Raw genomic sequence first — 25,485 nt, forward strand, 5'->3', positions numbered from 1 at the left:
GCAGGGGTACCACGACGATCATGAGGATGCTTCTCGCGGCGGTGGCCGTGCTCGCCGGGCAGGTCTCGAGCGGTGGGGTGCAGCCCGATCCGCCCAGCTGGGGGCTGGACCGGATCGACCAGCGGACCGGCCTCGACCACGCCTACCACTACGCGAGCGACGCCTCGGGCGTCACGATCTACGTGATCGACAGCGGCGTCGACGCGAAGCACCCCGACTTCCAGGGTCGCGTCGCGCCCGGGCGGGACTTCCTCGACGGCGGCTCCGACACGTCCGACGCCAACGGCCACGGCACCCGCCTCGCCGGCATCGCCGCGGGCAAGGACTACGGCGTCGCGAAGGGCGCGCAGATCGTGCCGGTGCGGGTGCTCGACTCCGGCGGCGGCGGCGCTACCGACCGGATCATCGCGGGGATCGACTGGGTCGCGCAGAACGCCCAGCAGCCCGCGGTCGCCGTCCTGGGCATCGGCGGGGTGCCGAACGACCAGCTCGACGCCGCGGTCAGGCGGCTGGCCACGGTGGTCCCGATCGCCGTGCCCGCGGGCAGCGAGACGGCCGACGCGAGCGGCTTCTCGCCGGGCCGGGTGCCGGAGGCGCTGACCGTCGCGGCCGCCGACGACCAGGACCGCCCGGACAAGACGTCGAACTCGGGCCAGGACGTCGACCTGTACGCCCCGGGCACCGACATCCCGTCCCCGATCGCGGGCGGCACGACCGTGGGCCCGGAATCGGGCACCTCGATGGCGGCGGCGTTCGCGGCCGGCGTGGCGGCGCTGTATCGCGCCCAGCACCCCGGCGACACCCCGGCCCAGGTGGACGACGCCTTGATCCGCGCGGCGACGCCGGACGCGCTGAAGGGGGTGCCGGACGGCACGGCCAACCGGCTGCTTTACGCACCGCCGGGCGGCTGAGACGGCCGGTTGTCCACAATGCAGCCAACGGTGTGCTGAGGCCGGTTTGGTGGCGAGCGGAACGGCCAACACGACACCCGGAACGGCCAACACGACACCCGGAACGGCCAACACGACACCCGGAACGGCCAACACGACACCCGGAACGGCCAACTCGCCGGCCGGAACGGCCAACTCGCCCGGGTTCTCCGTTGAGTTGGCCGTTGCGGTCAGTGAGTTGGCCGCTCCGGTCGGCATGAACCCGAATTCGCCAACAGCGTCCTCGGACGTCCCGAACGACTCTTTCCTGACATCAGACGCCATGAAGAGTCGTTCATGACGTCGCAGCGACCACCTGCCCAGCCCGCCAGGCTCCGCAACGGCGGCGTGAAACGCAGAATGCGCCTTTGCCGGACCCCGAGAGAAGCGCCGGCTGGCGGCCGAGGCCTGGCTCCGGGAAGCTGGCCGCAGAGGAGGTGCGTCATGCCCGGATTCCCGCTCGAGCGACGGTCGCCCTCGTTCGACCTCGCCGAGCTCGTCGGCCGGAAGACCGAGGACGCCAGAGCACGCTGCGAGCGCGACGGCTTCCACGTGCAGGTCGTCGACCTCGACAAGACGGTGGCGGTCACGTTGGAGTACAGCCCGAACCGGATCAGGCTCGTCACGCGCCGAGGCGTCGTCGAGGACTGCCACCGGGGCTGACCGGTGAACCTTCCGGTCCGCATGATGTCCATCACCCGGGACTGAACTCCCGCAGAGCGGGAAGAACCGGGTAACGTGCGTTGACTTACCGATCCAAGAGGGAAGGACCGGGCATGTTCCGCAAGGTTCTGGTGGCCAACCGCGGGGAAATCGCGATCCGGGCATTCCGCGCCGGCTACGAACTGGGCGCGGGTACCGTCGCCGTGTTTCCGCACGAAGACCGCAACTCGCTGCACCGGCTGAAGGCCGACGAGGCGTACGAGATCGGCGAACCCGGTCACCCCGTGCGCGCCTACCTCTCGGTCGACGAGATCGTCGCCGCCGCGAAGAAGGCGAAGGCCGATGCCGTCTACCCCGGCTACGGCTTCCTCTCGGAGAACCCCGATCTCGCGCGCGCGTGCGAAGAAGCGGGCATCACCTTCGTCGGGCCGAGCGCCGACATCCTCGAACTCACCGGTAACAAGGCTCGCGCGGTCAAGGCCGCGCGCGAGGCCGGCGTGCCGGTGCTCGGGTCGTCCGAGCCGTCCAGCGACGTCGACGCCCTGGTCGCGGCGGCCGAGGACCTCGGTTTCCCGGTCTTCGTCAAGGCCGTCGCCGGGGGTGGCGGGCGCGGGATGCGCCGGGTCGAGGACCCCGCCCTGCTGCGCGAGTCCATCGAGGCCGCCGCGCGCGAGGCCGAGTCCGCCTTCGGCGATCCGACCGTCTTCCTCGAGAAGGCCGTCGTCGAGCCGCGGCACATCGAGGTGCAGATCCTCGCCGACGGCGCGGGCAACATCATCCACCTCTACGAGCGCGACTGCTCGGTGCAGCGGCGCCACCAGAAGGTCGTCGAGCTCGCGCCGGCACCGAACCTCGACCCGGAGCTGCGCGACCGCATCTGCGCGGACGCCGTCAAGTTCGCCCGGAAGATCGGCTACCGCAACGCCGGCACCGTCGAGTTCCTGCTCGACAAGCAGGGCAACCACGTCTTCATCGAGATGAACCCGCGCATCCAGGTCGAGCACACGGTCACCGAAGAGGTCACCGACGTCGACCTCGTGCAGTCGCAGCTGCGGATCGCCTCCGGGGAGACCCTCGACGACCTCGGGCTGAGCCAGGACAAGATCTACCTGCGCGGCGCGGCGCTGCAGTGCCGCATCACCACCGAGGACCCGGCCAACGGCTTCCGCCCGGACACCGGGATGATCTCCGCCTACCGCTCGCCGGGCGGCTCCGGCATCCGGCTCGACGGCGGCACCGCCTTCTCCGGCACCGAGATCAGCGCCCACTTCGACTCGCTGCTGGTCAAGCTCACCTGCCGCGGCCGCGACTTCAAGACCGCCGTCGGCCGCGCGCGCCGCGCCGTCGCCGAGTTCCGGATCCGCGGGGTCGCCACGAACATCCCGTTCCTGCAGGCGGTTCTGGACGACGACGACTTCCGCGCCGGGCGCGTCACGACGTCGTTCATCGAGGAGCGCCCGCAGCTGCTCACCGCGCGGCAGTCCGCCGACCGCGGCACGCGGCTGCTGACCTACCTCGCGGACCAGACGGTCAACAAGCCCCACGGCGAGCGCCCGAAGACCCCCGACGCCACGGTCAAGCTACCGAAGGTCGCGAAGGACGCGCAGCCGGCGCCGGGCTCGAAGCAGAAGCTGGCCGAGCTGGGCCCGGCCGGGTTCGCGCAGTGGCTGCGGAAGTCGCCGCACATCGGCGTCACCGACACGACGTTCCGCGACGCGCACCAGTCGCTGCTCGCCACCCGCGTCCGCACGAAGGACCTCCTCGCGGTGGCGCCGGTCGTCGCGAACACCCTGCCGCAGCTGCTTTCCCTGGAGTGCTGGGGTGGCGCGACCTACGACGTCGCGCTGCGGTTCCTCGCCGAGGACCCGTGGGAGCGGCTGGCCCGGCTGCGCGAGGCCGTGCCGAACATCTGCCTCCAGATGCTGCTGCGCGGGCGCAACACCGTCGGGTACACGCCGTACCCGACCGAGGTGACCACCGCCTTCGTCCAGGAGGCGACGAAGACCGGCATCGACATCTTCCGCATCTTCGACGCGCTCAACGACGTCGAGCAGATGCGCCCGGCCATCGAAGCCGTGCGCGAGACCGGGTCCGCCGTCGCCGAGGTGGCGCTCTGCTACACCTCGGACCTGTCCGACCCGGCCGAGAAGCTCTACACGCTCGACTACTACCTCAAGCTGGCCGAGCAGATCGTCGGCGCCGGGGCGCACGTCCTGGCGATCAAGGACATGGCCGGGCTGCTGCGCGCGCCCGCGGCGACCAAGCTGGTCACCGCGCTGCGCAAGGAGTTCGACCTGCCGGTGCACATCCACACCCACGACACCGCGGGCGGCCAGCTGGCCACCTACCTCGCGGCGATCAACGCGGGCGCGGACGCCGTCGACGGAGCGGTGTCGTCGATGGCGGGCACGACGTCGCAGCCGTCGCTGTCCTCGATCGTGGCGGCCACCGACCACTCCGCCCGCACCACCGGGCTCGACCTGCGGGCGATCGGCGACCTCGAGCCGTACTGGGAGAGCGTGCGCAAGATCTACGCGCCCTTCGAGGCCGGGCTCGCGTCGCCGACCGGGCGCGTCTACGACCACGAGATCCCCGGTGGGCAGCTGTCGAACCTGCGCACCCAGGCCATCGCGCTGGGCCTGGGCGACCGGTTCGAGGACATCGAGGCGATGTACGCCGCCGCGGACAAGATCCTCGGCCACCTGGTGAAGGTGACGCCGTCGTCCAAGGTCGTCGGCGACCTCGCGCTGCACCTGGTCGGCGCGGGCGTCTCGCCGGCCGACTTCGAGGCGGAGCCGAACAAGTTCGACATCCCCGACTCGGTGATCGGCTTCCTGCGCGGCGAGCTCGGCGACCCGCCGGGCGGCTGGCCGGAGCCGTTCCGCACCAAGGCCCTGGAAGGCCGGGCCGCCGCGAAGCCGGTCGCCGAACTGTCCGAAGAGGACCGTACGGCTCTTTCCGAGCACCCCCGGCGGACGCTCAACCGGCTGCTGTTCCCCGGGCCGACGAAGGAGTTCGAGGCGCACCGCGAGGCCTACGGCGACACGTCGGTGCTGCCCAGCAAGGACTTCTTCTACGGGCTGCGGCCGGGGGAGGAGTACCCGGTCGACCTCGAGCCGGGCGTGCGGCTGCTCATCGAGCTGGAGGCGATCGGCGAGGCCGACGAGCGCGGCGTGCGCACGGTGATGTCGACGCTGAACGGCCAGCTGCGGCCGATCCAGATCCGCGACCGCTCGATCGCTTCGGACATCCCGGCGACGGAGAAGGCCGAGAAGGGCAACCCGAAGCAGATCGCGGCGCCGTTCGCGGGCGTGGTCACGCTGCAGGTCGCCGAGGGTGCCACGGTCGAGGCCGGGGCGACGGTGGCGACGATCGAGGCGATGAAGATGGAGGCCTCGATCACGGCGTCGGCAGGCGGCAAGGTGGCCCGGCGGGCGATCACTTCGGTCCAGCAGGTCGAAGGCGGTGACCTTCTGCTGGTCCTCGAATGAGCGATACGCTCGGCGGATGCTGATCAACGCGGTACCGCAACGGCAGGGCGCGGTCGGGCCGCGCGCGGCGGAGCTGCCGGACGGCTGTGTGGCCCTGTCCGAGCTGGCCGGGCACGTGCTCGGCCGGCCCGTGCACCACGTCCGGCAGACGCGCGCGGTGTCCGAAGTGGACCGTGGGATCGCCTCCCGCGCGGCGCTGACGGGCGCGAACCGCGCGGCCCAGCTGGCGGCCCTGGAGGCCCCGGGCGGCCCGGTGCTGACGATCGGCGGCGACTGCGGCGTCGAGCTGGTGCCGATCGGCGTCGCGCGGTACCGCTACGGCCCGGGGCTGGGCGTCGTGTGGTTCGACGCCCACCCGGACCTGAACACGGCGGAGTCGTCGCCGTCGGGGGCGTTCCACGGGATGGTGCTGCGCTCGCTGTTCGGCGAGGGCGACCCGGAGTTCGCGGCGGATCCGGCGTTGACGCCCGGGAACGTGGCCCTCGCCGGGACGCGCGTGTTCGACCCGGACGAGCAGGCGGCGGTCTCGCGAGGCTTGGCGGTGACTTCCGTGGACGCCTTGACGGGCGTGGAGAAGCTGTACGTGCACGTGGATCTGGACGTGCTGGACCCGGGCGAGTTCGCGGGGCTGAACTACCCGGAGCCGGACGGCTGGACGATCGAGCGGCTGGTGTCGGAGCTGGACGCCCTGGCCCGGTTCGAGGTGATCGGCGCGGGGATCACGGAGTGCGTGGGGACGCCACGCGAGGTCGAGGTCCTGGAGCCCGTCCTGTCCGCGGTGGGCCGGCTTCTCGTGAGTGGTAATTAGGGTTCTAACCCGAATTACCACTCACGACCGGTAGGCTGAGCGGACCGCCGCCACCGCCGCCTCCTCATCCGCGCCGAGGTCGTGGGCCTGGGCCGCGAACTCGGTGGCCGCGGCGCGCAGGAGGACCTCGCGGTCCGGACGGCCCGAGGGCACCGTCACCACCGTGCCGCGGGCCCGGGCCGTCGCCACCCAGCCCGCCGCCTCCAGCTCGCGGTACGCCCTCGCCACCGTTCCCGAGGCCAGCCCCAGATCCCGCGCCAGCTGGCGGATCGGCGGCAGCCTGGCCCCCTCCGGCAGCGCTCCCGCCGTCACCGCGCGGATCACCTGGTCGTGCACCTGCCGCCACGGCGGCACGCCGTTCTCGGTGTCGACGACGATCTTCACACTGCCGCCGGCCGTCGTTTCGCCGGAGCCGTCACCGCCAGGAACGCCGCCAGACCGGCCACGACCGCCAGGAACGAGCCGAAGTCGCCCACCGGCCAGCCGACCGCCGTGCAGGCGCCGATGCCCAGGCCGACCGCCACCCGTGCGCTGCGGCAGCGCAGCGCGAGGTCGGCACGTGCGGCGCCCACCGCCGGGCGGCGCACCGCCAGCAGCGTGATCGCCGCGCTGACCAGCGCCGTGCCCGCCGCCACCGCCAGCAGCTTCCACTGCGCCGTCAGCCCCAGGTGCAGCAGCGATCCCGCGGCCGCCAGCCCGCCCAGCACCAGGATCCACGCCGGGACGATCCCCAGCAGGGTCCGCGGCGCCAGATCGGCTTCGCGACGCGGTCCGCGGGACGGGCGCTGTGCCAGCAGCTCGGCGACCAGGCCACCCAGGAGCAGCGTGGCGAGGATCGTGCCCACTCCTCCGTTGTCGAGCAGCGGCGGGATCGCGAAGAACAGCCACGGGTACCAGAGCCGGCGCCGTTTGAGGTAGCGGACGGCCAGCTCGACCTCCCCGGCGTCGGGATCGGCCACGCCCCAGCGCTCCAGCAAGCGCTTACCGTGCTTCTTCCCCGGCCAGAGCGCGATCAGGATCGCCAGCCCGACCAGGCCCATGAGCAAAGCGACCCCGAGCACGTTGTCCCACGGCATGCGGCTCCTCCTCAACTTGTATCAACCACACGATACAAGATGCCGGCGTAACCGCAGCGCGACCCGGTCGTTGTCCGTTCGCCCGTTCGTACGCACGTGAAGGTGCAGTCGGCGGTTCACTTGTCAGTTCATCGCAGTCAGGCTGCGAAAAATTGTCACCGCAATGACAAGAAATCGGTTTTCTTTCACGGGTGTGACACGTTTGGCGTTAGTTTTTCGATGTGCCGGTTGTCACCCGGCAACAGGCACGGGTGCCCGGCCGTGGGGTGCCCGCGACCGGAGTCCCGGACCGGAGCGAAGGAGCTGCGATGTCGGTGGAGCGCGGATTCGATCACGCTGCGCCGCCGCCACCCGCCGCACTACCGCGCAAGCTGGCCGACATCCTGCGGCCGGAACTGGCGAGCCTCGCTGCCGAAATCGTCGAAGAGATCCGCGCGACCATCCCGGCCTACGCGCGTCCGCTCGACGGGCCCTACGGCAAGTCGATCCGGGCCGGCGTCGAATACGCGATCACGCTGTTCGTCGCGCAGATCGCCGACCCGACGGTGTCGAAGGAACAGTCCCACGAGGTGCACCACCGGCTGGGGCAGAACGAAATGCGCGAAGGCCGCAGCCTCGACACGCTGCAGTCGGCCTACCGCGTGGGAGCGCGGGTGTCGTGGCGGCGCATCATGCGCGTCGGACGGCGCAGCGGCCTTTCCTCGGCGGTGATGTCCCAGCTGGCCGACGCGATGCTGGCGTTCATGGACGAACTCGCGTCCGTCGCCCTCGACGGCTACCTGGAGGCGAAGGCGCGCACGGCGGGCGCGCTGGACACCTGGCGCCGCAAGCTGCTCCACCTGATCCTGGAGACGCCGCCGGCGTCCCCGAAAGCGATTGCCGAGCTGGCCCAGCTGATCGGCTGGCCGGTGCCGTCCGACGCGACCCCGGTGGCGGTCTGCCCGGCCGGCGGCGTCGCCCCGGCCCGCCGCCACGCCGGCCTCGACGCGGACGTCCTCGCCGAACTCGACACGCCCGACCCGAAACTCGTGGTCCCCGGCGAGCTGAGCGGCGCCCGCCTGGCGGCGCTGCAGGTGGCGCTGCCGGACTGCCGCCTGTCGATCGGCCCGTGCGTCCCGCTGGCCTCGGTCGCGGATTCCCTGCGCTGGGCCCGCAACGCCCTGCAGCTGGCCGACCGCGGCGTCCTGGCGGCGCGCCCGGTGCTGCGCGCGGAGGAGCACCTGGCGACGCTGCTGGTCAACTCCGACACGGGCCTGGTCGGCACGCTGCGGCACCGCCTGTTCGCGCCGCTGGCGGAGATGACGGGCAAGCAGCAGGAGCGGCTCCTGGAGACGCTGCGGGCCTGGCTGGACAGCCAGGGCAACGTGGTGGAGATCGCGGAGCGCCTCGGCGTGCACCCGCAGACGGTCCGCTACCGCATGCGCCAGCTGCAGGCGACGTTCGGTGAGAGCCTGAAGGATCCGGCGGCGCGATTCGAGATGGAGCTGGCGTTGCGGGCCGGTGCTGCTCCGCTGCCGCTGCGGTACCCGGTGAGCGACCTGCTCCCGGTACCGCGAACGGGCGGCTCCCATCCACAGTGGACGCCGCGGTAGCCGCGTGCTCCGCGCGGCGGGGAGGGTGATCGGTGGAGTTGCCGCCGGGGTGGGCCTGGATCGAGGATGCCGACCACTGGGATGCGCCTGAAGAGCTGCAGAAGCCAGTCCCGTCGCTGAACATCAACCTCGCGATCCGGATGTTGTCGCGGGGAAGTCTGGGCAACGAATTCAACGTGCTGGTCGGGCAGTTCATCAGTGAGTCCCAAATGTTCACCATGTGGTTCCGGGAGAGCAAGGGTGGGCACGACCCGCGGGAACTGGGGCGCCACCTCATCGAGGGAAACCGGCGTACGCGCCGGGCCTATGAGGCGTGGCGGAACCTCGACGAGGGGACGGAAGGAACCTGGGAGCACCGGCGCCTCGCCCTGGTGGCGACCCTGCACGCGGTGATCGCCGAAATGCGGGCGGAACGCACCGGCCCATGAGGGCTTGCGTCAACCCGTCAGGTCACCGGGATCGACGGGCTGAACGCCGGGTTCTGCGGCGGATTCGTCACCCTGACGTTGCACGTCATGGTCCACGGATTCCACACCCCGGTCGACTTCTTGTGGACCTCGAGGGTGAAGGTGGCCCGGGCGGCGACCTTGACCGTGGCCGTGCCGGGCGCGCCCGCCGTCAGTGACGGCACCACCGCGCCCGGCTCCTGACCGAACAGCACCTCGAGGGCGCCGCCGGCGGGATAGATCTGCTCGGGCACGGTCAGCCCGGTGGCCGACGGCCCGGAGAGCGTCGCGCCGGTCGCCGCCAGGCCCAGGTCGACGTGGCCGCGGAAGCCGTCGTAGCCGTAGGCGGTCAAGATCGCGTGCGGACCCGCTTCGAACCGCACGACGCCACCCACACCGGCCGGCGTGACCGTGGTGCCCGAGGCGACGGAGTCCGGGGCGTCGAACCGGGCCGTGATGGTCGCGGGTTGCGGGGTGACACCCGGGAGCAGGTCGCAGGTGTTGACCACGGCATCGGTCCGGTAGGTGACGGTCGCGGCGGATGCCGGGCCGGCCACGGACACCGACAGTGCGGCGGCGCACGAAACCGTGGTGAGGATGCGCAGGAACATTTCGACTCCCCTTCGAATTGTCCACAGTGGAGGTTGTGTCAGGTCACCGGCAGATCCGGGGTGAACGCGGTGTTCTGCGCGGGGCTGGTCACCTTGAGGGTGCAGCTCATCGTCCACGGCACCCACGTGTTGTTGGGCGCCCGGTGGAACTGCAGCCCCAGGGAGAACGGCGTGCCCATGCGGAACCCGACCACGCCGGGGTTACCGGCCACGAACGACTGGGCGCCGCCGTAGAAGTCGATCCACCCGGTGAGCGGGGGCCAGAGCAGCTCCGGGATGAGCGCGCCGGTGCTCGAAACGGGTGAGGCGTTCGTCGCGGTCACCGGGATCATCCCGCTGCCGCGGACGCCGTCGTAGCCGAGGGCTCGCATCAGGCTGCGCGTGGCACTCCCGAGGTAGATCGTCCCGGAGATATCGGTGATCGAGAAGGTGCTGCCGGTCGGGACGGCGGCCGGGCCGGTGAACTGCTCCACCGCGGTCACCTGCTGGGGCGCAACGCCCGGGAACGAGCAGAGGTAGGCGACCCCTGGAGGCGAGTTGAACGTCGTGGCCGCCCGCGCCAGCCCGGCGGTTCCGGCGAGGACGAGGACCGTCGCGGCGGCCGTCGTCAGGAAACGGCGGATGTTCATGTGCCCCTCCAGGTGTGCCTCAGTTCGGGTTTTTCGCGACCGCCTTCTTCGCCGCCGAGGCTTCCGAGCCCGGCGGGGGCGGAAGGGTGTCGGGCGGGCACTGGGTGTGGTCGGGCTCCATGCACCCGTTCAGGTTGTACGTGTCGATGAAGGCCTGGTTGCCCCAGCCCGTGCTCATGCCGCTGAGCAGCGGGGTCAGGTCCTGGCCGCCGGCGCCGCAGTCGCGGAAGGGCGGCAGGTAGAAGCCCTTCTCCGGATCGGTGCGGACGTGGCCGGTGGTGAACGGGTCGTAGCGACCGGTGATCTCGAGGGACACCGGCTCCTTCGTCACGCAGTCGGAGCCGACGTCGAGCGGGACGCCGTTGATCTTCGCGCCGCTCAGCCTGCCCATCACCTTCAGCTCGGTACGCAGGTTCGTGTAGCCCTCGTCGTCGGTGAACAGCCCGCCGCCGACCTCGATCATCTTGCTGTTCTGGTAGTCGACCGGCAGGAACTCGACGGTCGCGGTCACCGGCACGAACCCGAAGCCGAGGAACGTCGTGGTCGCCGGCTTGAACACCGCCGACCCGGAGACCCGGGACTCGCCGGTGTCGATGTTCACCGTGAAGAACGCGTTGAGCAGGATGGCGGGGTCGGCGACGACGGTCGCGCCCAGCCTCGCGACGGTCGACCTGGTCATGATGGTGATGAGGCCGAGCGGCACGGTGTATTCGTTCGGCGGAGGCGGTTCGTCGTCCAGCGCGGCCGCCGCGCCGAGAGCGGCCTTTTGCTCGGCACCCGGCTTCGCCGTCGGCTGGACGAGGATCGTGCCCAGCGTCGCCTGCTGGTCGGGATCGAGGGTGCACGCGATCGGGGGCGCCGGCGGCGCCGCGGGGGCGCCGGCCGCGTCGGGCGTTTCGGGCGCGGCGGCGGGAACGGCGGCCAGCGCGAGCTTCGGCGCGGTGACGTCGAAGGTGACGGAGCCGATGGTGTTGATCGCGATCTCCGGCACGGTGCCGGTGGCGGTGAGGGTGACGTCGCCGGTTTCCGGCAGGGGCGTCGGTGCCACGGTGAGAGCGACCGGGATCTGGTCCGAGCGCTCGCCCTGGTGCACGGCGAGGGCGAGCTGCACGGCGCCCTGCAGCGAACCGGCGGTGGCGCCGGCGGGCAGGAGCGACAGCGCGATGTCGCGGGGGAGGCTGAACTGCGTCGAGTACTTGCCGATCGTCGCCGAGGTGCCGGTCTTCGCCAGGGTGGGCAGGGTCGCCGTCGTTTCGACGGTGAGCTTGCGCGAACCGAGCGGATCGGCGAAGGGACAGGTCACCGAGACCGACGTCGTCGCCGTCTTCTCCGGCGGCTCCGCGGGGGCGGGGGCGGCCGAACCGACCCCGGTCAGTGCGCCGTTCGCCGCGGACAGCAGGCCGACGGCCGCCAGCGCGGTCACCGTGACGGAGCGGGGCCGGACTCGACGGGGCATCGGTTTCCCTGGTGTGTTCGGAAGCGGAGACAGAAGATCCCGGTGCGGACCCCGGCGAGGGTCCGCACCGGGAATCCGGTCAGGAGACGGTGATGCTCGGGCTGAACGCGGTGTTCTGCGCCGGGTTGGTGACCTTCAGGGTGCAGCTCATCGTCCACGGCGTCCAGGTGTTGTTCGCCTTCTTGTGGAACTGCAGGTTCGCCGTGACGGTGTTGCCCATCGACAGCGTGTCGGTGCCCGGCGTCGCCGGCGCGGTGTAGGTCGGGACGCTGGACGTCGCGACCTGCGAGATGTTCACCGTGATCGGGCCGCCGGCCGGGTAGATCGTCTGCGGGATGTCGAGCCCGGTGGCCGCAGGCTGCGACAGGGTGCCCGACGCCGCCGTCACCGGCACCGTGGCGGTGCCCTGGATGCCGTCGTAGCCGACCGCGGTGAGCAGCGCGTGGACACCTGCGCTGATCGTCGCGGAGCCGCCCACGTTGACCGGGGTGAGGGTGCCCCCGGCCGCCACGGTGTCGTCCGCGTCGAGGTGCGACGTGACGAGGACCGGCTGCGGCGTGACGCCGGGGAAGGTGCAGGTGTAGGTCAGGGGCGTGGTGCCGCCGGCGGTGTAGGTGACCGTGGCGGCGGCCGCGGTGCCGGCGGTCAGCACCGCGATGGCGCCGACGGCGGTAGCGGTGGTCGCGATTCCGGCGGACAGCCTGCTGAGTCGGGACATACCCATCTCCTTTGATTCAGTACAGTCTCGGCTTTGGCTGATCGATTGCTCGCCGTCGTTGCTCTCCGATCACGTTCGCCCGCCCCCATTGCCCCGAGCGGCGGGACGTGAATTCACCGACGTGCGAGGTGGAGGTCCATCTGCCGGGAATGAGGCTACTCGTGAGTTCATTACGGAACAAGACTTTGTGGCATCGTCAGTCCGCCGCACCGGGGCGGCTCGAGTTTCTTGTTCGCCCCCGCGCAGGACCGGCGGCGCTTTCATCGGATTTTGACAAAGAACCACCACGTGGCCGAACGTCACTGGGAACGGTCTACCATTCACGATCTTGCCGAAGCAATCTGGGATAACGAAACGCGAGAAAGGAGGCTACCGTGCCACTTGCTTCACGTTGTGAACGGGTATCGCTCAGGGGAGCCGTATTGACGGTCTCGGCGGCGATGGCCCTGTCACTCTGTGCGTCGCCGGCGTCCGCGGCCACCGCCGGTGGGGTGCTCGGCTGGGGGAAGCAGGACTTCGCCATCACCGTTCCCCCGACGGCGGCGCTGACCGGGGTCACCGCCGTGTCGGCGGGCTCCACGACCGTGCTCGCGTTGAAGGGCGGGACGGTCCTCGCGTGGGGCGCGAACAACTGGGGCGCCAACGAAGTGCCCGCCGCGGCGTTGTCCGGGGTCAGCCAGATCGCGTCGGGCTGGGGACACGAACTCGCGCTCAAGAACGGCCAGGTTCTGGCCTGGGGCAACGACTGGTACGGCCAGACCGACCTGCCCGCCTCGCTGGCCAGTGGCGTCACCGCGATCGCGACGTCCTATCTGCACAGCCTGGCCCTCAAACAGAACGGTCAGGTGGTGAGCTGGGGCAGCCGGACCGACGTGCCGGCGGCCGCGCAGTCCGGCGTGACTGCGATCGCCGCCGGGTCCGACCACAACCTGGTGATCAAGAACGGTGGCGTGCTGGCGTGGGGGAACAACTCCTACGGCCAGGCGACCGTGCCGGCGGCCCTGTCGTCGGGCGTTACCGCGGTGTCCGCCGGAGCCCAGCACAGCCTGGCCTTGAAGGATGGTCGCGTCTATGCATGGGGCCGCAACAACTACGGTCAGGTGACCGTCCCCGACGCGGCCCTGACGGACGTCGTGGCCATCGATGCCGGTGCCAACCACAACCTGGCCATCAAGGCCGATGGCAGCGTCGTCGCCTGGGGTTCGAACCTGGTCGAGGAGACGGCCTCGTACCTGCTCCCGTGCGGGCCGATCTTCGGCATCTCGGCGGGGGAGAACGACAGCTTCGCGCTGAAGGAAGACCCCAGCGCGCCTTGCTGAGCGGGCGGGTGGCGGGCAGTGTGCGCCCGCCACCCGTCGCGTCAGCTCGCCGCGTTGGGCGTCAGGGTGAGGTTGATCGTGTTGCCCGGCCCCGAAACCAGCGCTCCGAGGGCGAGGTCGGCGACCCAGCAGTTGGTGAACTCCGGGATCGTGTAGTCGGCCGAGACCGTGATCGGCGAGAAGATGTCGATGTCCTTCGCCACCAGGTTCAGCTCGATCGGGGTCTTCGTCTTGCAGGCTCCCGGCACGGTGGGCAGCGGGATGACCGGCGCGAGCAGACCGACCCAGATGTTGCTGATCTCCATGTTGGCCTTGGCGTGCGTGGTCAGCGTGGCGTCGGCCAGGGTGCCGGTGGCCGGGCCGAGCGGAATCACCTTCACCGTCGCCTTGATCTTGAACAGGCCGGAAACCAGGGAGATGTTCGCCTGGGACGGCGGCAGGGTCAGGTTCGCGTTCAGGCCGACTTCGCCGGTCTCGTCGTTGACGAGCAGGTTTCCGACCAGGGAGCCGGGGCCGAGGTTCATGGCACTGCCGGTCTTCTTCACCACCGTGTTGCCGGTCACCGAGAAGGAGACCGGGAACGGGATGATCTCGGCCGACGCCGGGGTCGCGGTGACCACGGTCATCGCCACGGTCGCCGCCGATGTGAGCACGGCCAGTCTCTTCAGCTTCGTTGCCACGGACATGGTTGTCCTCCTCTTGCGTTTTCTCGGCCGTTTCCGGGTGCTCCCGGAAACGGTTACGTGCGGTATTGCGAAGGGCTGGGTCAGCGGGCTTCGAGCTCGGTGATGACCCAGCCGCCGGCGGTGTGCTCCGCGGTCACGGAAAGCTGCGCAGCGGCACTGTCGGTCGCATTGTTGTCGGCCCTGACGGCTGATTGGTCGAGAAATACGAGTAACCGGGCGTGGCCATTCTTGAGCTCCTGAACCGCGCTGGCCGAAACGCGCGAAGTGAGCACGAGTTTCTGCTGCGGTGCCTTTTGCCTGACTTCGGCGAAGAGCTTGTCGTAGGAATCCTTGGCCGACCCGCGCAGCACGGCGGCGGCGGCCTTTTCAGTGACGTCGGTCCGGTCGTAGGAATAGGAGAAGATCCGGTTGACGGCCAGGGTGACGGCGGAGGTGACATCGGCCGTGGCGCCGACGTCGGTGAGCGCCACGTTCGCGGCGGCGGGGTCGGCCGCGGCGAAGCGGGCTTCGAGGGTGAACCAGACACCGGCACCGGTGAGGAGGACGGCGGCGGCGAGCAGGAAAGCGGGCAGCCGCAGCCAGGCGGGCCGGGCCCTGGCCGGGGCTTCGGTGGTGACATCGGGGGTGACGTCGGGCGTGACGTCGGGGGTGACGTCGGGCTCGGCGGCCGGGTCGGTTTCGGCGCCGGCTGACGAGTCTGCCGTGGCTTGTCGTGAGTGGTAATTAGGGTTAGAACCCTCCTTACCACTCACGACAGCCGCGGCAGACTCGCTGTCTTGCGGGGCCTCGACCTCGGCCGGGTCCTCGGCCGCCCGGGCGGCGGGCTGCGCTTCCGTGCGGCTCACCGGGCACCCACCGGCAGCTGGTCGAGCGCGCTGAGCTTCCACCCGTCCGGCGTCCGGCTCAGCGCCGCCGCGAAGCGGTTGCGTTTCACCGCCGGGGCCGTTCCCTGCTTGGCCATCGTGATCTCCACCGAGGCCAGCAGCTTCGCCGTGCCCGCGTGTTCGTCCAGCTCGCTGAGCGCCGCGTCCACCACGCGGCCGGTGGCCACCGTCGCGTTCGCCGCCAGGGTCTTCTTCGTCGTCTCGTCCGTGCGGGCCAGCTGGTCGTGCAGCGGCCCCGTCGAGGCCGCCAGCCACTTGCCCAGACCGCCGTTCACGTCGTGGTAGTCCAGGGTGTTCAGCTCGGCCACCAGCGTGCGGCCGGTGGCCAGGGCGTCGTCGCGCGCCGCCCCGTACGTCACCGTCGTCGCGTGGGCCGCCGCGTACCAGGAATACCCCGACCAGCCCGCGAACACGGCCGCCGCCGCGGTCAGGACCACGGCCGCGTGCTTGAGCTTCACCGCAGCCACAGCATCTCCTCGAGGCTCGTCGCCGTCGCCTGGGTGCCGAGGCCGAGCGGGCCGGTCAGGCCGCCGGGGAGGGCCGGGGCCGGGACCGGCGGGTGCGGTGCGTTCTGCGCGCCGCGCACCGAGCTTTCGTTCCCGTACGGCAGCGTGCAGGCCGCGTCGGTGTTGAACGGCAGCGGGGAAAGGTCGTTGCTCGGCCGGTCCGGCGTCTTCCCGTAGCCCTGGCGGCACGGCGGCGGGTCGTTGAAGTTCAGCACCAGACCCAGCCGCAGCGCGTCGCCGGAGTCGTTGAGCGCCGAACCCACCGACGCCACCGCCTTCGGGGTGTTGACCAGGAACTGCTCCTCCGCCGCGGTGCGGGTGCCGAACACCCGGGCCGTCGTCAGCAGGTTGGCCAGCAGGATCGGCAGGCCCGGGTCGTTCTCCTTGAGCAGCCCGCCGAGCTCGGACGCCGCCGGCGGGGCGGTCGCGATCAGCCGCCGCAGGTCACCGTCGGAGTTCGCCAGTTGCTGGGCGAACACCTTGGCGTTGCTGCTGAACGAACGCCACTCCGCGGCGGAGTCGATCTGGGTGCGCAGGACTGTCGCGCCGTCGTCGATCAGCTTCGACGTCTGCGGCAGGTGGCTGCTCGCCTCCTGGGTGAACGTCGTCGCCGAGTCCATCAGCGTCTGCAGGTCCGGGCCCGCGCCGCGCAGGGCGTCGTCGAGCTCGTTCACCACCGTGCGCAGGTCCTGCGTCGGCACCGACGCGGTGAACGAGTCCAGGTCGGTCAGCAGGTTGTTCACCGGCAGCGGCAGTGTCGTCGACTCGCGCCGGATCACCGAGCTGCTGTCGAGGTAGGGCGCGTCGGCCGTGCGCGGCTGCAGGTCGACGTACTGCTCGCCGACCGCCGAGCGGTTCGCCACCACGGCCCGCGAGTCCGCCGGGATCGGCGGGGCCGCGTCGTCGATCAGCAGGTCCGCCTCCATCCCGGTGACGGTGAGCCGCAGCTCGCCGACCCGGCCGACGGCGACGCCGCGATAGGTCACTTCGCCGTTGGTGAACAGGCCGCCGCCTTCGGCGAGCTCGAGCTTCACCGTGTAGCTGCCGGAGCCGAACAGCCGGCCCAGCCCGGCGTAGTTGGCGCCGACGAACGCGGTCGTGGCCAGCGCGATCACGACGAACAGGATGACCTGGATGTGTACTCTGCGGCTCAGCATCAGCTGCCTCCGGAGACCCGGGTCCCGCTGCTCGGCAGCGGGAGCGTCGGCAGGCCGGGCGGGACACCCTCGCCGGGCGGGGGCAACGGCACCCCGGGTGCCGGGATCATCGAGACGTAGGAGTTGATGTAGTCGCCCTTCACCGCGCCGAGCACCGAATCCGGGAACGGGAACGTCGGCAGCATCTGCAGCGACTGCGGCAGGTCCTTCCCGGCCGCGGCCAGCTGCCCCAGGATCGGGGCGAGCGCGTGCAGGTCGGCGACCATGTCGTCGCGGGTGCGGTCGACGACGTCGGTGGCCACCGTGCCGAGCCGGTCCAGCGACTGCAGCATCGACACCAGCTGCGTGCGCTGCTCGGTGAGCGTCTGCAGCCCCGGCGTCAGGTCGGTCAGCGCCCCGGAGACCTGCTCGTGGCGGTTCGCGAGCGTGGCCGAGAGCCGGTTGAGCCCGTCGAGCGCTTCGGTGATGTCCGAGCGGTGCGCGTCCAGGTCGGTCACCAGGGTGTTCACCCCGGAGAGGAACGACCGGATCTGTTCTTCGTTGCCGTCCATCACCTTCGACAGTTCACGGTTGATCGTCTGCAGCTGCCCGATCCCGCCGCCGTTGAGCAGTAGGGAAAGGGCGCCGAAGATCTCTTCGAACTCGGGGTTGCGGTTGGTCCGGTCCAGGGTGATCGTGGCGCCGTTCGCCAGCCGCGCGGTTCCGGCAGGTTTGGTGTCACCGTCCGGTGGGGCCAGCTCGACGAACTTCTCGCCGAGCAGGCTGGACTGGCGCAGCCGCGCGACCGCATTGGCCGGCAGCACGACGTCGCCGTTGACCTCCAGCACCGTTTCGGCCGTCCAGCCGTCGCTGCCCAGCCGGACTTCGCGCACCCGGCCGACCGGGACGTCCCCGACCTTCACCGCGGCCTGCGGCACGAGGTCGAGCACGTCGGCGAACTGCACGGTCAGCGAGTACGGGTGGGCGCCGACGTCGGCGCCGCCGGGCAGGGGCAGGTCGTAGACGCCCTTGAACTCCCCCGACGAGCAGCCGGCAAGGGTCAGGCAGCCGATCGTCGCGACCGCGAGAATCCGTTTCATCGTCCGCCCCCGCTCGTGTAGACGTCGCCGGTGACCGGCAGCGGCAGTGGCTGGAGGTAGTAGTCGAAGTTGCCGCGGCCGCGCAGCTGCCCGGTGGCCGGGTCGACCGCGTTGAGCACGTTGGTCACCGCGAGCGGGATGTCGTCGAGCGTTTCGGCCAGCGACGCGCGTTGCTCGACGAGGGTCCGCGTGGTCGTCACCAGGTTGTCCACATTGGCCTTGAGCGCGCCGCGGTTGTCCCGGATGAACGCCTGGACGTCGCCGAGCGCGCGGCCGAGGCCTTCGAGGGCCTGTGCCAGCTCGCCGCTGTTGGCGGCGAGGGTGCCGGAGATCTGGGCCAGCTGCTGGTTGACGTTGCTCACCTGGCTGTCGTTCGTGGCGAGCATGGTGGTGAACTGCTGGAGCTCGCTGACGGTGCCGAACAGATCGCTCGAGTTGCCGGCCAGCGTGCGGGCCAGCTGGGCGAAGTTGCGGACGCTGTCGTTGAAGGGGCGGCCGTTGCCCTGCAGGGTCTGCGCGCCGGTCTTCAGCAGGTCCGACAGCGCGCCTTGGGAGTTGGCGCCGTTCGGGCCGAGCGCCTTGGAAATCGTGTCGAGGCTGGCGTAGAGCTGGTCGAGCTCCACCGGGGTGGCCGTCCGCTGGATCGGGATCGACGCGCCGTCCGGCAGCCGCGGTCCGCCGCGGGCCGGCTTGGCGAACTGGAGGTAGCGGTCGGCGACGACGCTGGGGGCGATCACCAGGAGCGTGGTGTCCTCGGCGACGCCGACCGAGCCGTCGATGCTCATGTCGACCTGCACCTGCTCGCCGCGCGGGGTGACCGCGTCGACCTGGCCGATCCGGACGCCGAGCACGCGGACGTCCGAACCGGGGTAGACGCCGACCGCGCGGGTGAAGAACGCCGTGACGTGGTGCTGGCCGGAGCCGGAGAACACCCACCACAGCGCCGCGGACACGACGAGGGCGAGCAGCAGCGCGGCGGCGACGAAACGGCTCGCCAGGACACCGGCGCGGGTGGTGGTCAGCGCGCTCATTTCGCCCCTCCCGGGTTCTTCGGCGGGGTGCAGGGGTCGTGGTTCTCGGGCAGCAGCCCGCAGAGGTAGGCGTCGATCCAGCGGCCGTTGCCGGTCGTGTTGGTGAGCACCCGGAAGTACGGGCCGGCCAGCTGCAGGCCCTTGGTGAGGTTGTCGTTCTGCCGCTTGAGCAGGTCGGTGACCTGGTTGAGCGACTCCAGGGCCGGCTTGAGGGCACCGGCGTTGTCCTGCACCAGCCCGCTGAGCTGGGTGGCCAGCCGTGCCGAGCCGTCCAGCAGGTCGCGGATCGCGTCGCGGCGGCTGTTCAGCTCGGTGAGCAGCAGGTTGCCGTCGCCGATCAGCTTCTCGAAGTCGTCGTTCGAGTTCGCCAGCGTCGTGGTCAGCTTCCGGGCGTTGGCCAGCAGGTCGGCGATCTGGCTGTCGCGGCTGGAGACCGTCTTGGACAGCTGGGACAGCCCGTCGAGTGCGCTGCGGACGTGCTCGGGGGAGTTGCGGAAGGTGTCCGACAACGTGGTGAAGCTGTCCGCGAGCTGCTTGGTGTCGATCGCGCCCACGGTGTCGGCGAGGCCGTTGAAGGCGTCGGTGACGTCGTAGGGCGTGACCGTCCGGGTCCGCGGGATCGGCTGGTCCGGGTTCTGGACGTCCTCGCCGGTGGGGTTGAGCGAGAGGAACTTGCGGCCCAGCAACGTCTTGATCTTGATCTCGGCGGACGTGCGGTCGCCGAGCCAGGCGTTCTTGACCCGGAAGGAGATCAGCACGTGGTCGTCGGCCAGCGCGACCGTGCGGACCTCGCCGACCTTGATGCCGGCGATCCGGACCTCGTCGTCCGGCTGCAGGCCGGCGGCCTCGGAGAACTCGGCCTCGTAGGTGGTGCCGCCGCCGACGATCGGGAGGTTGTCGAAGTTCAACGTCACGGTCAGCAGCGCGGCCAGCGCAATGCTGCCGATCACGCCGAGGACGACCGGGTTGCGTTCCTTGAAGGACTTCACGATTCGCACCTCGGCGTGGGGACGTACACGCCGCGCGGGGGCGTGGTTTCGAGCGTGGCGCGGCAAAGGAAGAAGTTCATCCACGAGCCGTAGGTGGCGGTCCGGCCGATTTCGCCGAACTTCACCGGCAGGTTGGTCAGGAAGCTGTCCACATCGGACTGGTTCTGGGCCAGCGTCCCGGCGACGTTCTTCAGGCCGGCGATGCTGTCCTTCAGCGGCGGGCGGGCCTGCTCGAACAGTCCGGCGGTGGACTCGGTCAGCGCGCCGATGCCGCTGATGGCGTCGCCGATCGCGGCGCGGTCGCCCGCCAGCCCGGACACCAGCTGCCGCAGGGTGGAGACGAGGTTCGCCAGCGCGTCGCCCTTGTCGTTTACGGTGTTCAGGACCGTGTTGAGGTTCCCGATCACCTCGCCGATCACCTTGTCGCGCCCGGCGAGCGTGGTGGTCAGCGAACCGGTGTGCTGCAGCAGGCTTTCGACGGTGCCGCCTTCGCCTTGCAGTACCTGGACGAGCTCGCCGGAGAGCTCGTTGACGTCGTTCGGCGACAGCGCCTGGAACAGCGGTTTGAAGCCGTTGAAGAGGTCGGTGAGGTCGAGTGCGGGTGTCGTGCGGTCCAGCGGGATCTCGGCGCCCTCGGGCAGCTGATCCCGGGTGGCGGTGTTCCCGCGTTCGAGGGCGACGTACCGCTGCCCGACCAGGTTGCGGTACTTGATGACCGCGTGGACGTCGGCGGGGATCCGCCGGCCCTGGTCGAGCGAGAAGCCGACCACCGCCCGGTTGCGGTCGCCGATCTCCAGTGACTCGACCTGGCCGACGCGGACCCCGGAGATGCGCACGTCGTCGCCGACGTTGAGCGAGGTGGCGTCGAGGAACTTGGCTGTGTAGCGCTTGGTGGCGCCGACGCCGGAGTTCGTGATGGAGATGGCCAGCAGTGCCGTCGCCAGCGCGGTGACGGCGATGAAGATGATGCTCTTGATCAGCGGGGCGGCGATGTTCCTCACTTGATCGTCACCTCCGTGCCGCGGTAGAGCGGTCCGACGAGCACGCTGCTCCAGCCCGGGACCGCGCCGGTCGGCACCCCGATCGACGGCGCGACCAACGTGGCCAGCAGCTGCTGTTCCTGCGGCGAGTTCGCGACGCCGAGGTCGCCCTGGCCGCCGGCCAGCAGCGGGTGCCCGGTGGTTCCGGGGGCCGCGGCCGCGGTGCCCACGGTGGGGGCGACGCCGGAGGGGTAGCAGCGCGGCTCGCCGCTGTCGGTGAAGCGCGGGTCGTCCCGGCCCGGCAGGTACTTGCCGCTGTCGGTGGTCACCGCGACCTCGGCGTGCACGCCCGGTTCGTTCGTGCCCGCGCCGAGCACCTTGTCCATGGATTTCCTCAGTGCGTTGAGGGAGCCGATCGTGCAGGCGAAACTGGGGGAGTACTTCGCCGCGATCTCCAGCGGTGCGCGGCTGTCGGCGGCCAGGGAGATGAGGTTGTCCCGGTTGTTGGCCAGGAAGGTGGAAATCTCCTGGGACGACGACGTCACCTGCTGGTACACCCCGGCCAGGTCGGCCTGCTTCTCCTTGACCGTGTTCAGCGTGACCGCGGAGGCGGTGAGCGCGTCCAGCAGGTCGGGCGCGATGTCGCCGTACAGGTGGGAAACCTTGGCCAGATCCCGGAGGTCCGAGGTCAGCTGCGGGAGGTCGGGGTTGAATTCCTTGAGGTAGTCCGCGGCGGTGCCGATCGTCTTGCCGAGCTGCTCGCCGCGTCCTTCCAAGGCCGTCGAAACCGCGGTCAGCGTCGTGGCCAGCTTCTGCGGCTGGACCGCCTGCAGGACCGGCAGCAGGTTGTCGAAGACCCGTTCCAGCTCGACCGCGTTGGCCGAACGGTCCTGCTCGATGACGTCGCCGGCGACCAGGTGCGGGCCCCGCTCGCCGTCCGGGATGGACAGCTGGACGTACCGCTCGCCGAACAGCGTCTTCGGGACCAGGAGTGCGGAGACGTTGCGCGGCAGCATGTCCACTCTGCCCGGTTCGAGAGCAAGCGCTATCTCGGCGCCCTGCGGCGTCGCCCGGACCTCGCGGATCTCGCCGACGAGTACGCCCCGGGCCTTGACCTGACCGCCCGGCGAGAGCTGGTTGCCGATGCGGCTCGCCTTGAGCGTCACCGGCACCGTGCTGACGAAGTCCTTGTCGTAGATCTTGATGGAGAGCGTCACCAGCACGCCCATCACCACGAGGAACAGCACCCCTGCGGTGCGGACCCCGGCCTTGTGGCGGGTTTCGCGTCTCATCCGGCCACCTGCACGGTTGTCGTCGCGCCCCAGATCGCCAGGGACAGGAAGAAGTCGAGGACGCTGATCGCGACGATCGCGGTGCGCACCGCGCGGCCCACCGCGACGCCGACGCCGGCCGGGCCGCCGCTCGCGCGGAAGCCGTAGTAGCAGTGCGCCATGACCACCACGATGCTGAACACCAGGACCTTCCCGAACGACCACAGCACGTCGCCGGGTGGCAGGAACAGCAGGAAGTAGTGGTCGTAGGTGCCCGCGGACTGGCCGAAGAACCACACGGTGACCTGCCGCGAAGCGAGGTAGCTCGACAGCAGCCCGATCGCGTAGAGCGGGATGACGGCGAGGAAGCCGGCGATCACCCGGGTCGTCACCAGGTACGGGACGCTGGGGATGCCCATCACCTCGAGGGCGTCGATCTCCTCGGAGATCCGCATCGCGCCGAGCTGCGCGGTGAAGCCGCAGCCGACGGTGGCGCTCAGGGCGAGCCCGGAGACCAGCGGCGCGATCTCGCGGGTGTTGAAGTAGGCGGAGACGAACCCGGCGAACGCCGACGTCCCGACCTGGTTCAGCGCCGAGTAGCCCTGGAGGCCGACGACCGTGCCGGTGGCCACGGTCATCCCGACCATCACGCCGATCGTGCCGCCGATGACGGCCAGCGCGCCGCTGCCGAAGCTGACCTCCGCCAGCAGGCGGACGACTTCGCGCAGGTAGCGGCGCAGGGCCCGCGGGGTCCAGGCGATCGCGCGGAGGAAGAAGAGGATCTGGTCGCCGAGGGTGTCGAGGAAGCCGAACCGGCGGTCGACGGCCTCGCGTACCCGCGCTGCTCTCGGGAGTTCCGTGGTCGTCACTTCAGCTCCCCTTGGGCGGCACGAGTTGCAGGTAGACGGTGGTGAGGATCAGGTTCAGCACGAACAGCAGCAGGAACGTGATGACCACGGACTGGTTGACCGCGTCGCCGACGCCCTTCGGGCCGCCCTTGGGGTTGAGGCCGCGGTAGGAGGCGACCACCCCGGCGACGAAGCCGAAGATGAGGGCCTTGATCTCGCTGATCCACAGGTCGGGCAGCTGGGCCAAGGCGGAGAAGCTGGCCAGGTAGGCGCCCGGGGTGCCGTGCTGCATGATCACGTTGAAGAAGTAACCGCCGAGCACGCCGACGACGCTGACCATGCCGTTGAGGAAGACCGAGACGCCCATCGCGGCGAGCACTCGCGGCACGATCAGGCGCTGGACCGGCGAGACGCCGAGGACCTCCATCGCGTCGATCTCTTCGCGGATCGTCCGGGAGCCGAGGTCCGCGCACATCGCGCTGCCGCCGGCGCCGGCGATGAGCAGCGCCGTCACGATCGGTGCGGCCTGCTGGATGATGGCCAGCACGCTCGCCGCGCCGGTGAACGACTGGGCGCCGATCTGCGTGGTCAGCGAGCCGATGTGCAGCGCGATCACCGCGCCGAACGGGATCGAGACCAGCGCCGTCGGCAGGATCGACACGCTCGCGATGAACCAGAACTGCTGGATCAGCTCGCGCACCTGGAACGGGCGCCGGAAGGTCAGGCGGACGACGTCGAGGCCGAGCCCGTAAAGCCTTCCGGTTTGCCGCAGCGCGGCCGCCCCCGGGAACGACGGCGTCGTCGTTCGTTCGGCCATTCGTGTGCCTCCAGCGGTTTCGGCGGCACGCCGAATACACCCGAGTTGACCAATGGGAAATGGTCCGAATGGGGTAACAAATTCCGGCCATTCACGGTCTCGGGGGCACCGTGCCGTTTCCTACTGGTCGGTACGCTAACGACGGCCTTGCTGGTAGACAAGAACTTGAGCAGGATCACGCGGTCACGGGCTGGTAACCCCACATTTATTGTGCAGTGCTGACAAACGGACCCGATCTTGTTATCAGCAGATGCGAAGAAACTCGCCTCCCAGCCGCACCCGAGCTTGACGATCCACCCCGTTTTGTCAATTCCCGCGTACCCCGCCGGACGACACGCGTGATCAGGAAGCCGACACGCGTGATCAGGAAGCCGACACGCGTGACTGGGGAGACGACACGCCGCGGGAGCCTGGGCTCCGCCGTGTCGACTCGGCAATCACGCGTGTCGACCTCTCAATCACGCGTGTCGACCCTCGAATCACGTGTGTCGGCCTCTGGGGCACGGTCAGGACTTGAGACCGGCGAGGAGTTCGTAGGAGCGGACGCGGTCGGCGTGGCCGTGGACCATCGTGGTGACCATCAGCTCGTCCGCACCGGTGTCGGCCAGCAACTGTTCGAGTCCCTTTTGGACGGTTTCGGGCGAGCCGACGATGCTGGAGCCGAAGCGCTCGGCCAGGAACGCGCGGTCCATCTCGGAGTACGGGTACTCCGCCGCTTCTTCCGGCGTCGGCAGCGCGATCGGGCGGCCGCGGCGGAGGCTGAGGAACGTCAGCCCGCTGGGGCCGGCCAGGAAGCGGGCGCGTTCGTCCGTTTCGGCGGCGACCACGGACACGCCGAGCATCACGTACGGCTCGTCGAGCACCCCGGGCCGGAAGTTCTCGCGGTACAGCTGCACGGCCGGGACGGTGTTCTCGGCGGCGAAGTGGTGCGCGAAGGAGAACGGCAGCCCGAGCCGTCCGGCGAGCTGGGCGCTGAAGCCGCTCGAACCGAGCAGCCACACCGGCGGCTGGTTGCCTTCGGCCACCACCGCGTTGACCCCGCGAGCCTCCGAATGGGTGAAGTAGCCGATCAGCTCCTGCAGGTGCTCCGGGAAGTTCTCCGCGGACAGCCCGCCCGGGCCGCGCAACGCGAGCGCCGTCCGCTGGTCGGTGCCGGGCGCACGCCCGATGCCCAGGTCGATCCGGCCCGGGTGGAACGCCTCCAGGGTGCCGAACTGCTCGGCGACGACCAGCGGCGCGTGGTTGGGCAGCATGATCCCGCCCGAGCCGACGCGGATCCGCTCGGTGGCGTCGGCGACGTGCCCGATCAGCACGGCCGTGGCCGAGCTGGCGATGCCGGGCATGTTGTGGTGCTCGGCCAGCCAGTAGCGGTGGTAGCCCAGCCGTTCCGCGGCGCGGGCGAGGTCCAGGGTGTTGCGCAGCGTCTCGCCGACGGTGTTCCCCTCCGAAACGGGGGACAGGTCGAGCACGGACAGCGGCACGTCAGGCAATGAGCTCAC

25 protein-coding genes are annotated in these 25,485 nt (G+C 70.3%); 7 read left to right on the top strand and 18 right to left on the bottom strand.

What is annotated here, in order from left to right:
* Positions 1 to 26: 26 nt before the first annotated feature.
* The 4 genes from ACLJQF_RS00520 (at position 27) to ACLJQF_RS00535 (ending at position 5,891) form a co-directional block, all read left to right on the top strand.
* Positions 27 to 911, top strand: coding sequence for a S8 family peptidase (locus ACLJQF_RS00520; protein WP_410606795.1), 885 nt, complete (start codon positions 27 to 29; stop codon positions 909 to 911).
* A gap of 462 nt (positions 912 to 1,373) precedes the next feature.
* Entirely contained in the window at positions 1,374 to 1,592 is a 219-nt protein-coding gene (locus ACLJQF_RS00525; protein ID WP_410606185.1) for a hypothetical protein, read from the top strand.
* Between the two features lie 113 nt (positions 1,593 to 1,705).
* Entirely contained in the window at positions 1,706 to 5,083 is a 3,378-nt protein-coding gene (locus ACLJQF_RS00530; protein ID WP_410606186.1) for a pyruvate carboxylase, read from the top strand.
* A 16-nt stretch (positions 5,084 to 5,099) separates the two neighbouring features.
* Positions 5,100 to 5,891 carry an arginase family protein gene (locus tag ACLJQF_RS00535; RefSeq protein ID WP_410606187.1) on the top strand — a complete coding sequence of 264 codons (792 nt, stop codon included), beginning with the start codon at positions 5,100 to 5,102 and terminating at the stop codon, positions 5,889 to 5,891.
* 21 nt (positions 5,892 to 5,912) lie between these two features.
* Here ACLJQF_RS00535 and ACLJQF_RS00540 read toward each other — a convergent pair whose 3' ends face one another.
* Both ACLJQF_RS00540 and ACLJQF_RS00545 read right to left on the bottom strand, forming a co-directional pair.
* Positions 5,913 to 6,275 carry a GntR family transcriptional regulator gene (locus ACLJQF_RS00540; RefSeq protein ID WP_410606188.1) on the bottom strand — a complete coding sequence of 121 codons (363 nt, stop codon included), beginning with the start codon at positions 6,273 to 6,275 and terminating at the stop codon, positions 5,913 to 5,915.
* Positions 6,272 to 6,967: a hypothetical protein gene (locus ACLJQF_RS00545; protein WP_410606189.1), complete on the bottom strand. Its 696-nt coding sequence runs from the start codon at positions 6,965 to 6,967 to the stop codon at positions 6,272 to 6,274. The genes ACLJQF_RS00540 and ACLJQF_RS00545 overlap by 4 nt, the downstream gene beginning before the upstream one ends.
* 308 nt (positions 6,968 to 7,275) lie before the next feature.
* Between ACLJQF_RS00545 and ACLJQF_RS00550 the strand changes: the two genes are divergently transcribed.
* Positions 7,276 to 8,559, top strand: a complete 1,284-nt coding sequence (locus tag ACLJQF_RS00550) for a PucR family transcriptional regulator (RefSeq protein ID WP_410606190.1) — start codon at positions 7,276 to 7,278, stop codon at positions 8,557 to 8,559.
* 32 nt (positions 8,560 to 8,591) lie between these two features.
* Positions 8,592 to 8,987, top strand: coding sequence for a hypothetical protein (locus tag ACLJQF_RS00555; RefSeq protein ID WP_410606191.1), 396 nt, complete (start codon positions 8,592 to 8,594; stop codon positions 8,985 to 8,987).
* A 17-nt stretch (positions 8,988 to 9,004) separates the two neighbouring features.
* Here ACLJQF_RS00555 and ACLJQF_RS00560 read toward each other — a convergent pair whose 3' ends face one another.
* From ACLJQF_RS00560 to ACLJQF_RS00575, 4 genes are all read right to left on the bottom strand, one after another.
* On the bottom strand, positions 9,005 to 9,616 hold the full coding sequence (locus ACLJQF_RS00560) for a DUF6801 domain-containing protein (protein WP_410606192.1): 612 nt from the start codon (positions 9,614 to 9,616) through the stop codon (positions 9,005 to 9,007).
* A 38-nt stretch (positions 9,617 to 9,654) separates the two neighbouring features.
* Positions 9,655 to 10,245, bottom strand: a complete 591-nt coding sequence (locus ACLJQF_RS00565; protein ID WP_410606193.1) for a DUF6801 domain-containing protein — start codon at positions 10,243 to 10,245, stop codon at positions 9,655 to 9,657.
* A 19-nt stretch (positions 10,246 to 10,264) separates the two neighbouring features.
* A complete protein-coding gene (locus ACLJQF_RS00570) occupies positions 10,265 to 11,701 on the bottom strand; it encodes a DUF6801 domain-containing protein (RefSeq protein ID WP_410606194.1) in 1,437 nt (478 codons plus the stop codon).
* A 79-nt stretch (positions 11,702 to 11,780) separates the two neighbouring features.
* Complete coding sequence (locus ACLJQF_RS00575; protein WP_410606195.1) at positions 11,781 to 12,419, bottom strand: DUF6801 domain-containing protein; 639 nt, start codon at positions 12,417 to 12,419, stop codon at positions 11,781 to 11,783.
* Between the two features lie 422 nt (positions 12,420 to 12,841).
* On the opposite strand from ACLJQF_RS00575, the gene ACLJQF_RS00580 reads away from it, so the two are divergent.
* Positions 12,842 to 13,738: an RCC1 domain-containing protein gene (locus tag ACLJQF_RS00580; protein ID WP_410606196.1), complete on the top strand. Its 897-nt coding sequence runs from the start codon at positions 12,842 to 12,844 to the stop codon at positions 13,736 to 13,738.
* 41 nt (positions 13,739 to 13,779) lie between these two features.
* On the opposite strand, the gene ACLJQF_RS00585 is transcribed toward ACLJQF_RS00580, so the two are convergent.
* The 12 genes from ACLJQF_RS00585 to ACLJQF_RS00640 form a co-directional block, all read right to left on the bottom strand.
* Positions 13,780 to 14,424 carry a hypothetical protein gene (locus tag ACLJQF_RS00585; RefSeq protein ID WP_410606197.1) on the bottom strand — a complete coding sequence of 215 codons (645 nt, stop codon included), beginning with the start codon at positions 14,422 to 14,424 and terminating at the stop codon, positions 13,780 to 13,782.
* Positions 14,425 to 14,504: 80 nt separating this feature from the next.
* A complete protein-coding gene (locus ACLJQF_RS00590) occupies positions 14,505 to 15,269 on the bottom strand; it encodes a hypothetical protein (protein WP_410606198.1) in 765 nt (254 codons plus the stop codon).
* Entirely contained in the window at positions 15,266 to 15,775 is a 510-nt protein-coding gene (locus tag ACLJQF_RS00595; protein WP_410606199.1) for a hypothetical protein, read from the bottom strand. Before ACLJQF_RS00595 ends, ACLJQF_RS00590 begins: the two co-directional genes overlap by 4 nt.
* On the bottom strand, positions 15,763 to 16,971 hold the full coding sequence (locus ACLJQF_RS00600; RefSeq protein WP_410606200.1) for an MCE family protein: 1,209 nt from the start codon (positions 16,969 to 16,971) through the stop codon (positions 15,763 to 15,765). Before ACLJQF_RS00600 ends, ACLJQF_RS00595 begins: the two co-directional genes overlap by 13 nt.
* The gene (locus tag ACLJQF_RS00605; RefSeq protein ID WP_410606201.1) at positions 16,971 to 18,050 is read right to left on the bottom strand and encodes an MCE family protein; all 1,080 of its coding nucleotides are present in this window, start codon (positions 18,048 to 18,050) and stop codon (positions 16,971 to 16,973) included. The genes ACLJQF_RS00600 and ACLJQF_RS00605 overlap by 1 nt, the downstream gene beginning before the upstream one ends.
* A complete protein-coding gene (locus ACLJQF_RS00610; protein WP_410606202.1) occupies positions 18,047 to 19,081 on the bottom strand; it encodes an MCE family protein in 1,035 nt (344 codons plus the stop codon). The genes ACLJQF_RS00605 and ACLJQF_RS00610 overlap by 4 nt, the downstream gene beginning before the upstream one ends.
* Positions 19,078 to 20,070, bottom strand: a complete 993-nt coding sequence (locus ACLJQF_RS00615; protein ID WP_410606203.1) for an MCE family protein — start codon at positions 20,068 to 20,070, stop codon at positions 19,078 to 19,080. Before ACLJQF_RS00615 ends, ACLJQF_RS00610 begins: the two co-directional genes overlap by 4 nt.
* Entirely contained in the window at positions 20,067 to 21,071 is a 1,005-nt protein-coding gene (locus ACLJQF_RS00620) for an MCE family protein (protein ID WP_410606204.1), read from the bottom strand. The genes ACLJQF_RS00615 and ACLJQF_RS00620 overlap by 4 nt, the downstream gene beginning before the upstream one ends.
* Positions 21,068 to 22,342 (bottom strand): MCE family protein, encoded by a 1,275-nt coding sequence (locus tag ACLJQF_RS00625; RefSeq protein ID WP_410606205.1) that lies wholly within the window; start codon positions 22,340 to 22,342, stop codon positions 21,068 to 21,070. The genes ACLJQF_RS00620 and ACLJQF_RS00625 overlap by 4 nt, the downstream gene beginning before the upstream one ends.
* Entirely contained in the window at positions 22,339 to 23,190 is an 852-nt protein-coding gene (locus ACLJQF_RS00630; RefSeq protein ID WP_410606206.1) for an MlaE family ABC transporter permease, read from the bottom strand. Before ACLJQF_RS00630 ends, ACLJQF_RS00625 begins: the two co-directional genes overlap by 4 nt.
* Position 23,191: 1 nt before the next feature.
* Positions 23,192 to 23,986, bottom strand: a complete 795-nt coding sequence (locus ACLJQF_RS00635; protein ID WP_410606207.1) for an MlaE family ABC transporter permease — start codon at positions 23,984 to 23,986, stop codon at positions 23,192 to 23,194.
* A 506-nt stretch (positions 23,987 to 24,492) separates the two neighbouring features.
* On the bottom strand, positions 24,493 to 25,485 hold the full coding sequence (locus ACLJQF_RS00640) for an LLM class flavin-dependent oxidoreductase (protein ID WP_410606208.1): 993 nt from the start codon (positions 25,483 to 25,485) through the stop codon (positions 24,493 to 24,495).

This window comes from Amycolatopsis sp. lyj-109, assembly GCF_046548995.1.
Taxonomy (GTDB): domain Bacteria; phylum Actinomycetota; class Actinomycetes; order Mycobacteriales; family Pseudonocardiaceae; genus Amycolatopsis.

Coding starts and splice junctions, on each gene's coding strand:
- ACLJQF_RS00610 (WP_410606202.1), bottom strand. CDS start 19,081: ATGAGCGCGCTGACCACCACCCGCGCCGGTGTCCTGGCGAGCCGTTTC.
- ACLJQF_RS00600 (WP_410606200.1), bottom strand. CDS start 16,971: ATGCTGAGCCGCAGAGTACACATCCAGGTCATCCTGTTCGTCGTGATC.
- ACLJQF_RS00535 (WP_410606187.1), top strand. CDS start 5,100: ATGCTGATCAACGCGGTACCGCAACGGCAGGGCGCGGTCGGGCCGCGC.
- ACLJQF_RS00550 (WP_410606190.1), top strand. CDS start 7,276: ATGTCGGTGGAGCGCGGATTCGATCACGCTGCGCCGCCGCCACCCGCC.
- ACLJQF_RS00530 (WP_410606186.1), top strand. CDS start 1,706: ATGTTCCGCAAGGTTCTGGTGGCCAACCGCGGGGAAATCGCGATCCGG.
- ACLJQF_RS00560 (WP_410606192.1), bottom strand. CDS start 9,616: ATGTTCCTGCGCATCCTCACCACGGTTTCGTGCGCCGCCGCACTGTCG.
- ACLJQF_RS00570 (WP_410606194.1), bottom strand. CDS start 11,701: ATGCCCCGTCGAGTCCGGCCCCGCTCCGTCACGGTGACCGCGCTGGCG.
- ACLJQF_RS00635 (WP_410606207.1), bottom strand. CDS start 23,986: ATGGCCGAACGAACGACGACGCCGTCGTTCCCGGGGGCGGCCGCGCTG.
- ACLJQF_RS00520 (WP_410606795.1), top strand. CDS start 27: ATGCTTCTCGCGGCGGTGGCCGTGCTCGCCGGGCAGGTCTCGAGCGGT.
- ACLJQF_RS00525 (WP_410606185.1), top strand. CDS start 1,374: ATGCCCGGATTCCCGCTCGAGCGACGGTCGCCCTCGTTCGACCTCGCC.
- ACLJQF_RS00565 (WP_410606193.1), bottom strand. CDS start 10,245: ATGAACATCCGCCGTTTCCTGACGACGGCCGCCGCGACGGTCCTCGTC.
- ACLJQF_RS00625 (WP_410606205.1), bottom strand. CDS start 22,342: ATGAGACGCGAAACCCGCCACAAGGCCGGGGTCCGCACCGCAGGGGTG.
- ACLJQF_RS00605 (WP_410606201.1), bottom strand. CDS start 18,050: ATGAAACGGATTCTCGCGGTCGCGACGATCGGCTGCCTGACCCTTGCC.
- ACLJQF_RS00585 (WP_410606197.1), bottom strand. CDS start 14,424: ATGTCCGTGGCAACGAAGCTGAAGAGACTGGCCGTGCTCACATCGGCG.
- ACLJQF_RS00545 (WP_410606189.1), bottom strand. CDS start 6,967: ATGCCGTGGGACAACGTGCTCGGGGTCGCTTTGCTCATGGGCCTGGTC.
- ACLJQF_RS00575 (WP_410606195.1), bottom strand. CDS start 12,419: ATGTCCCGACTCAGCAGGCTGTCCGCCGGAATCGCGACCACCGCTACC.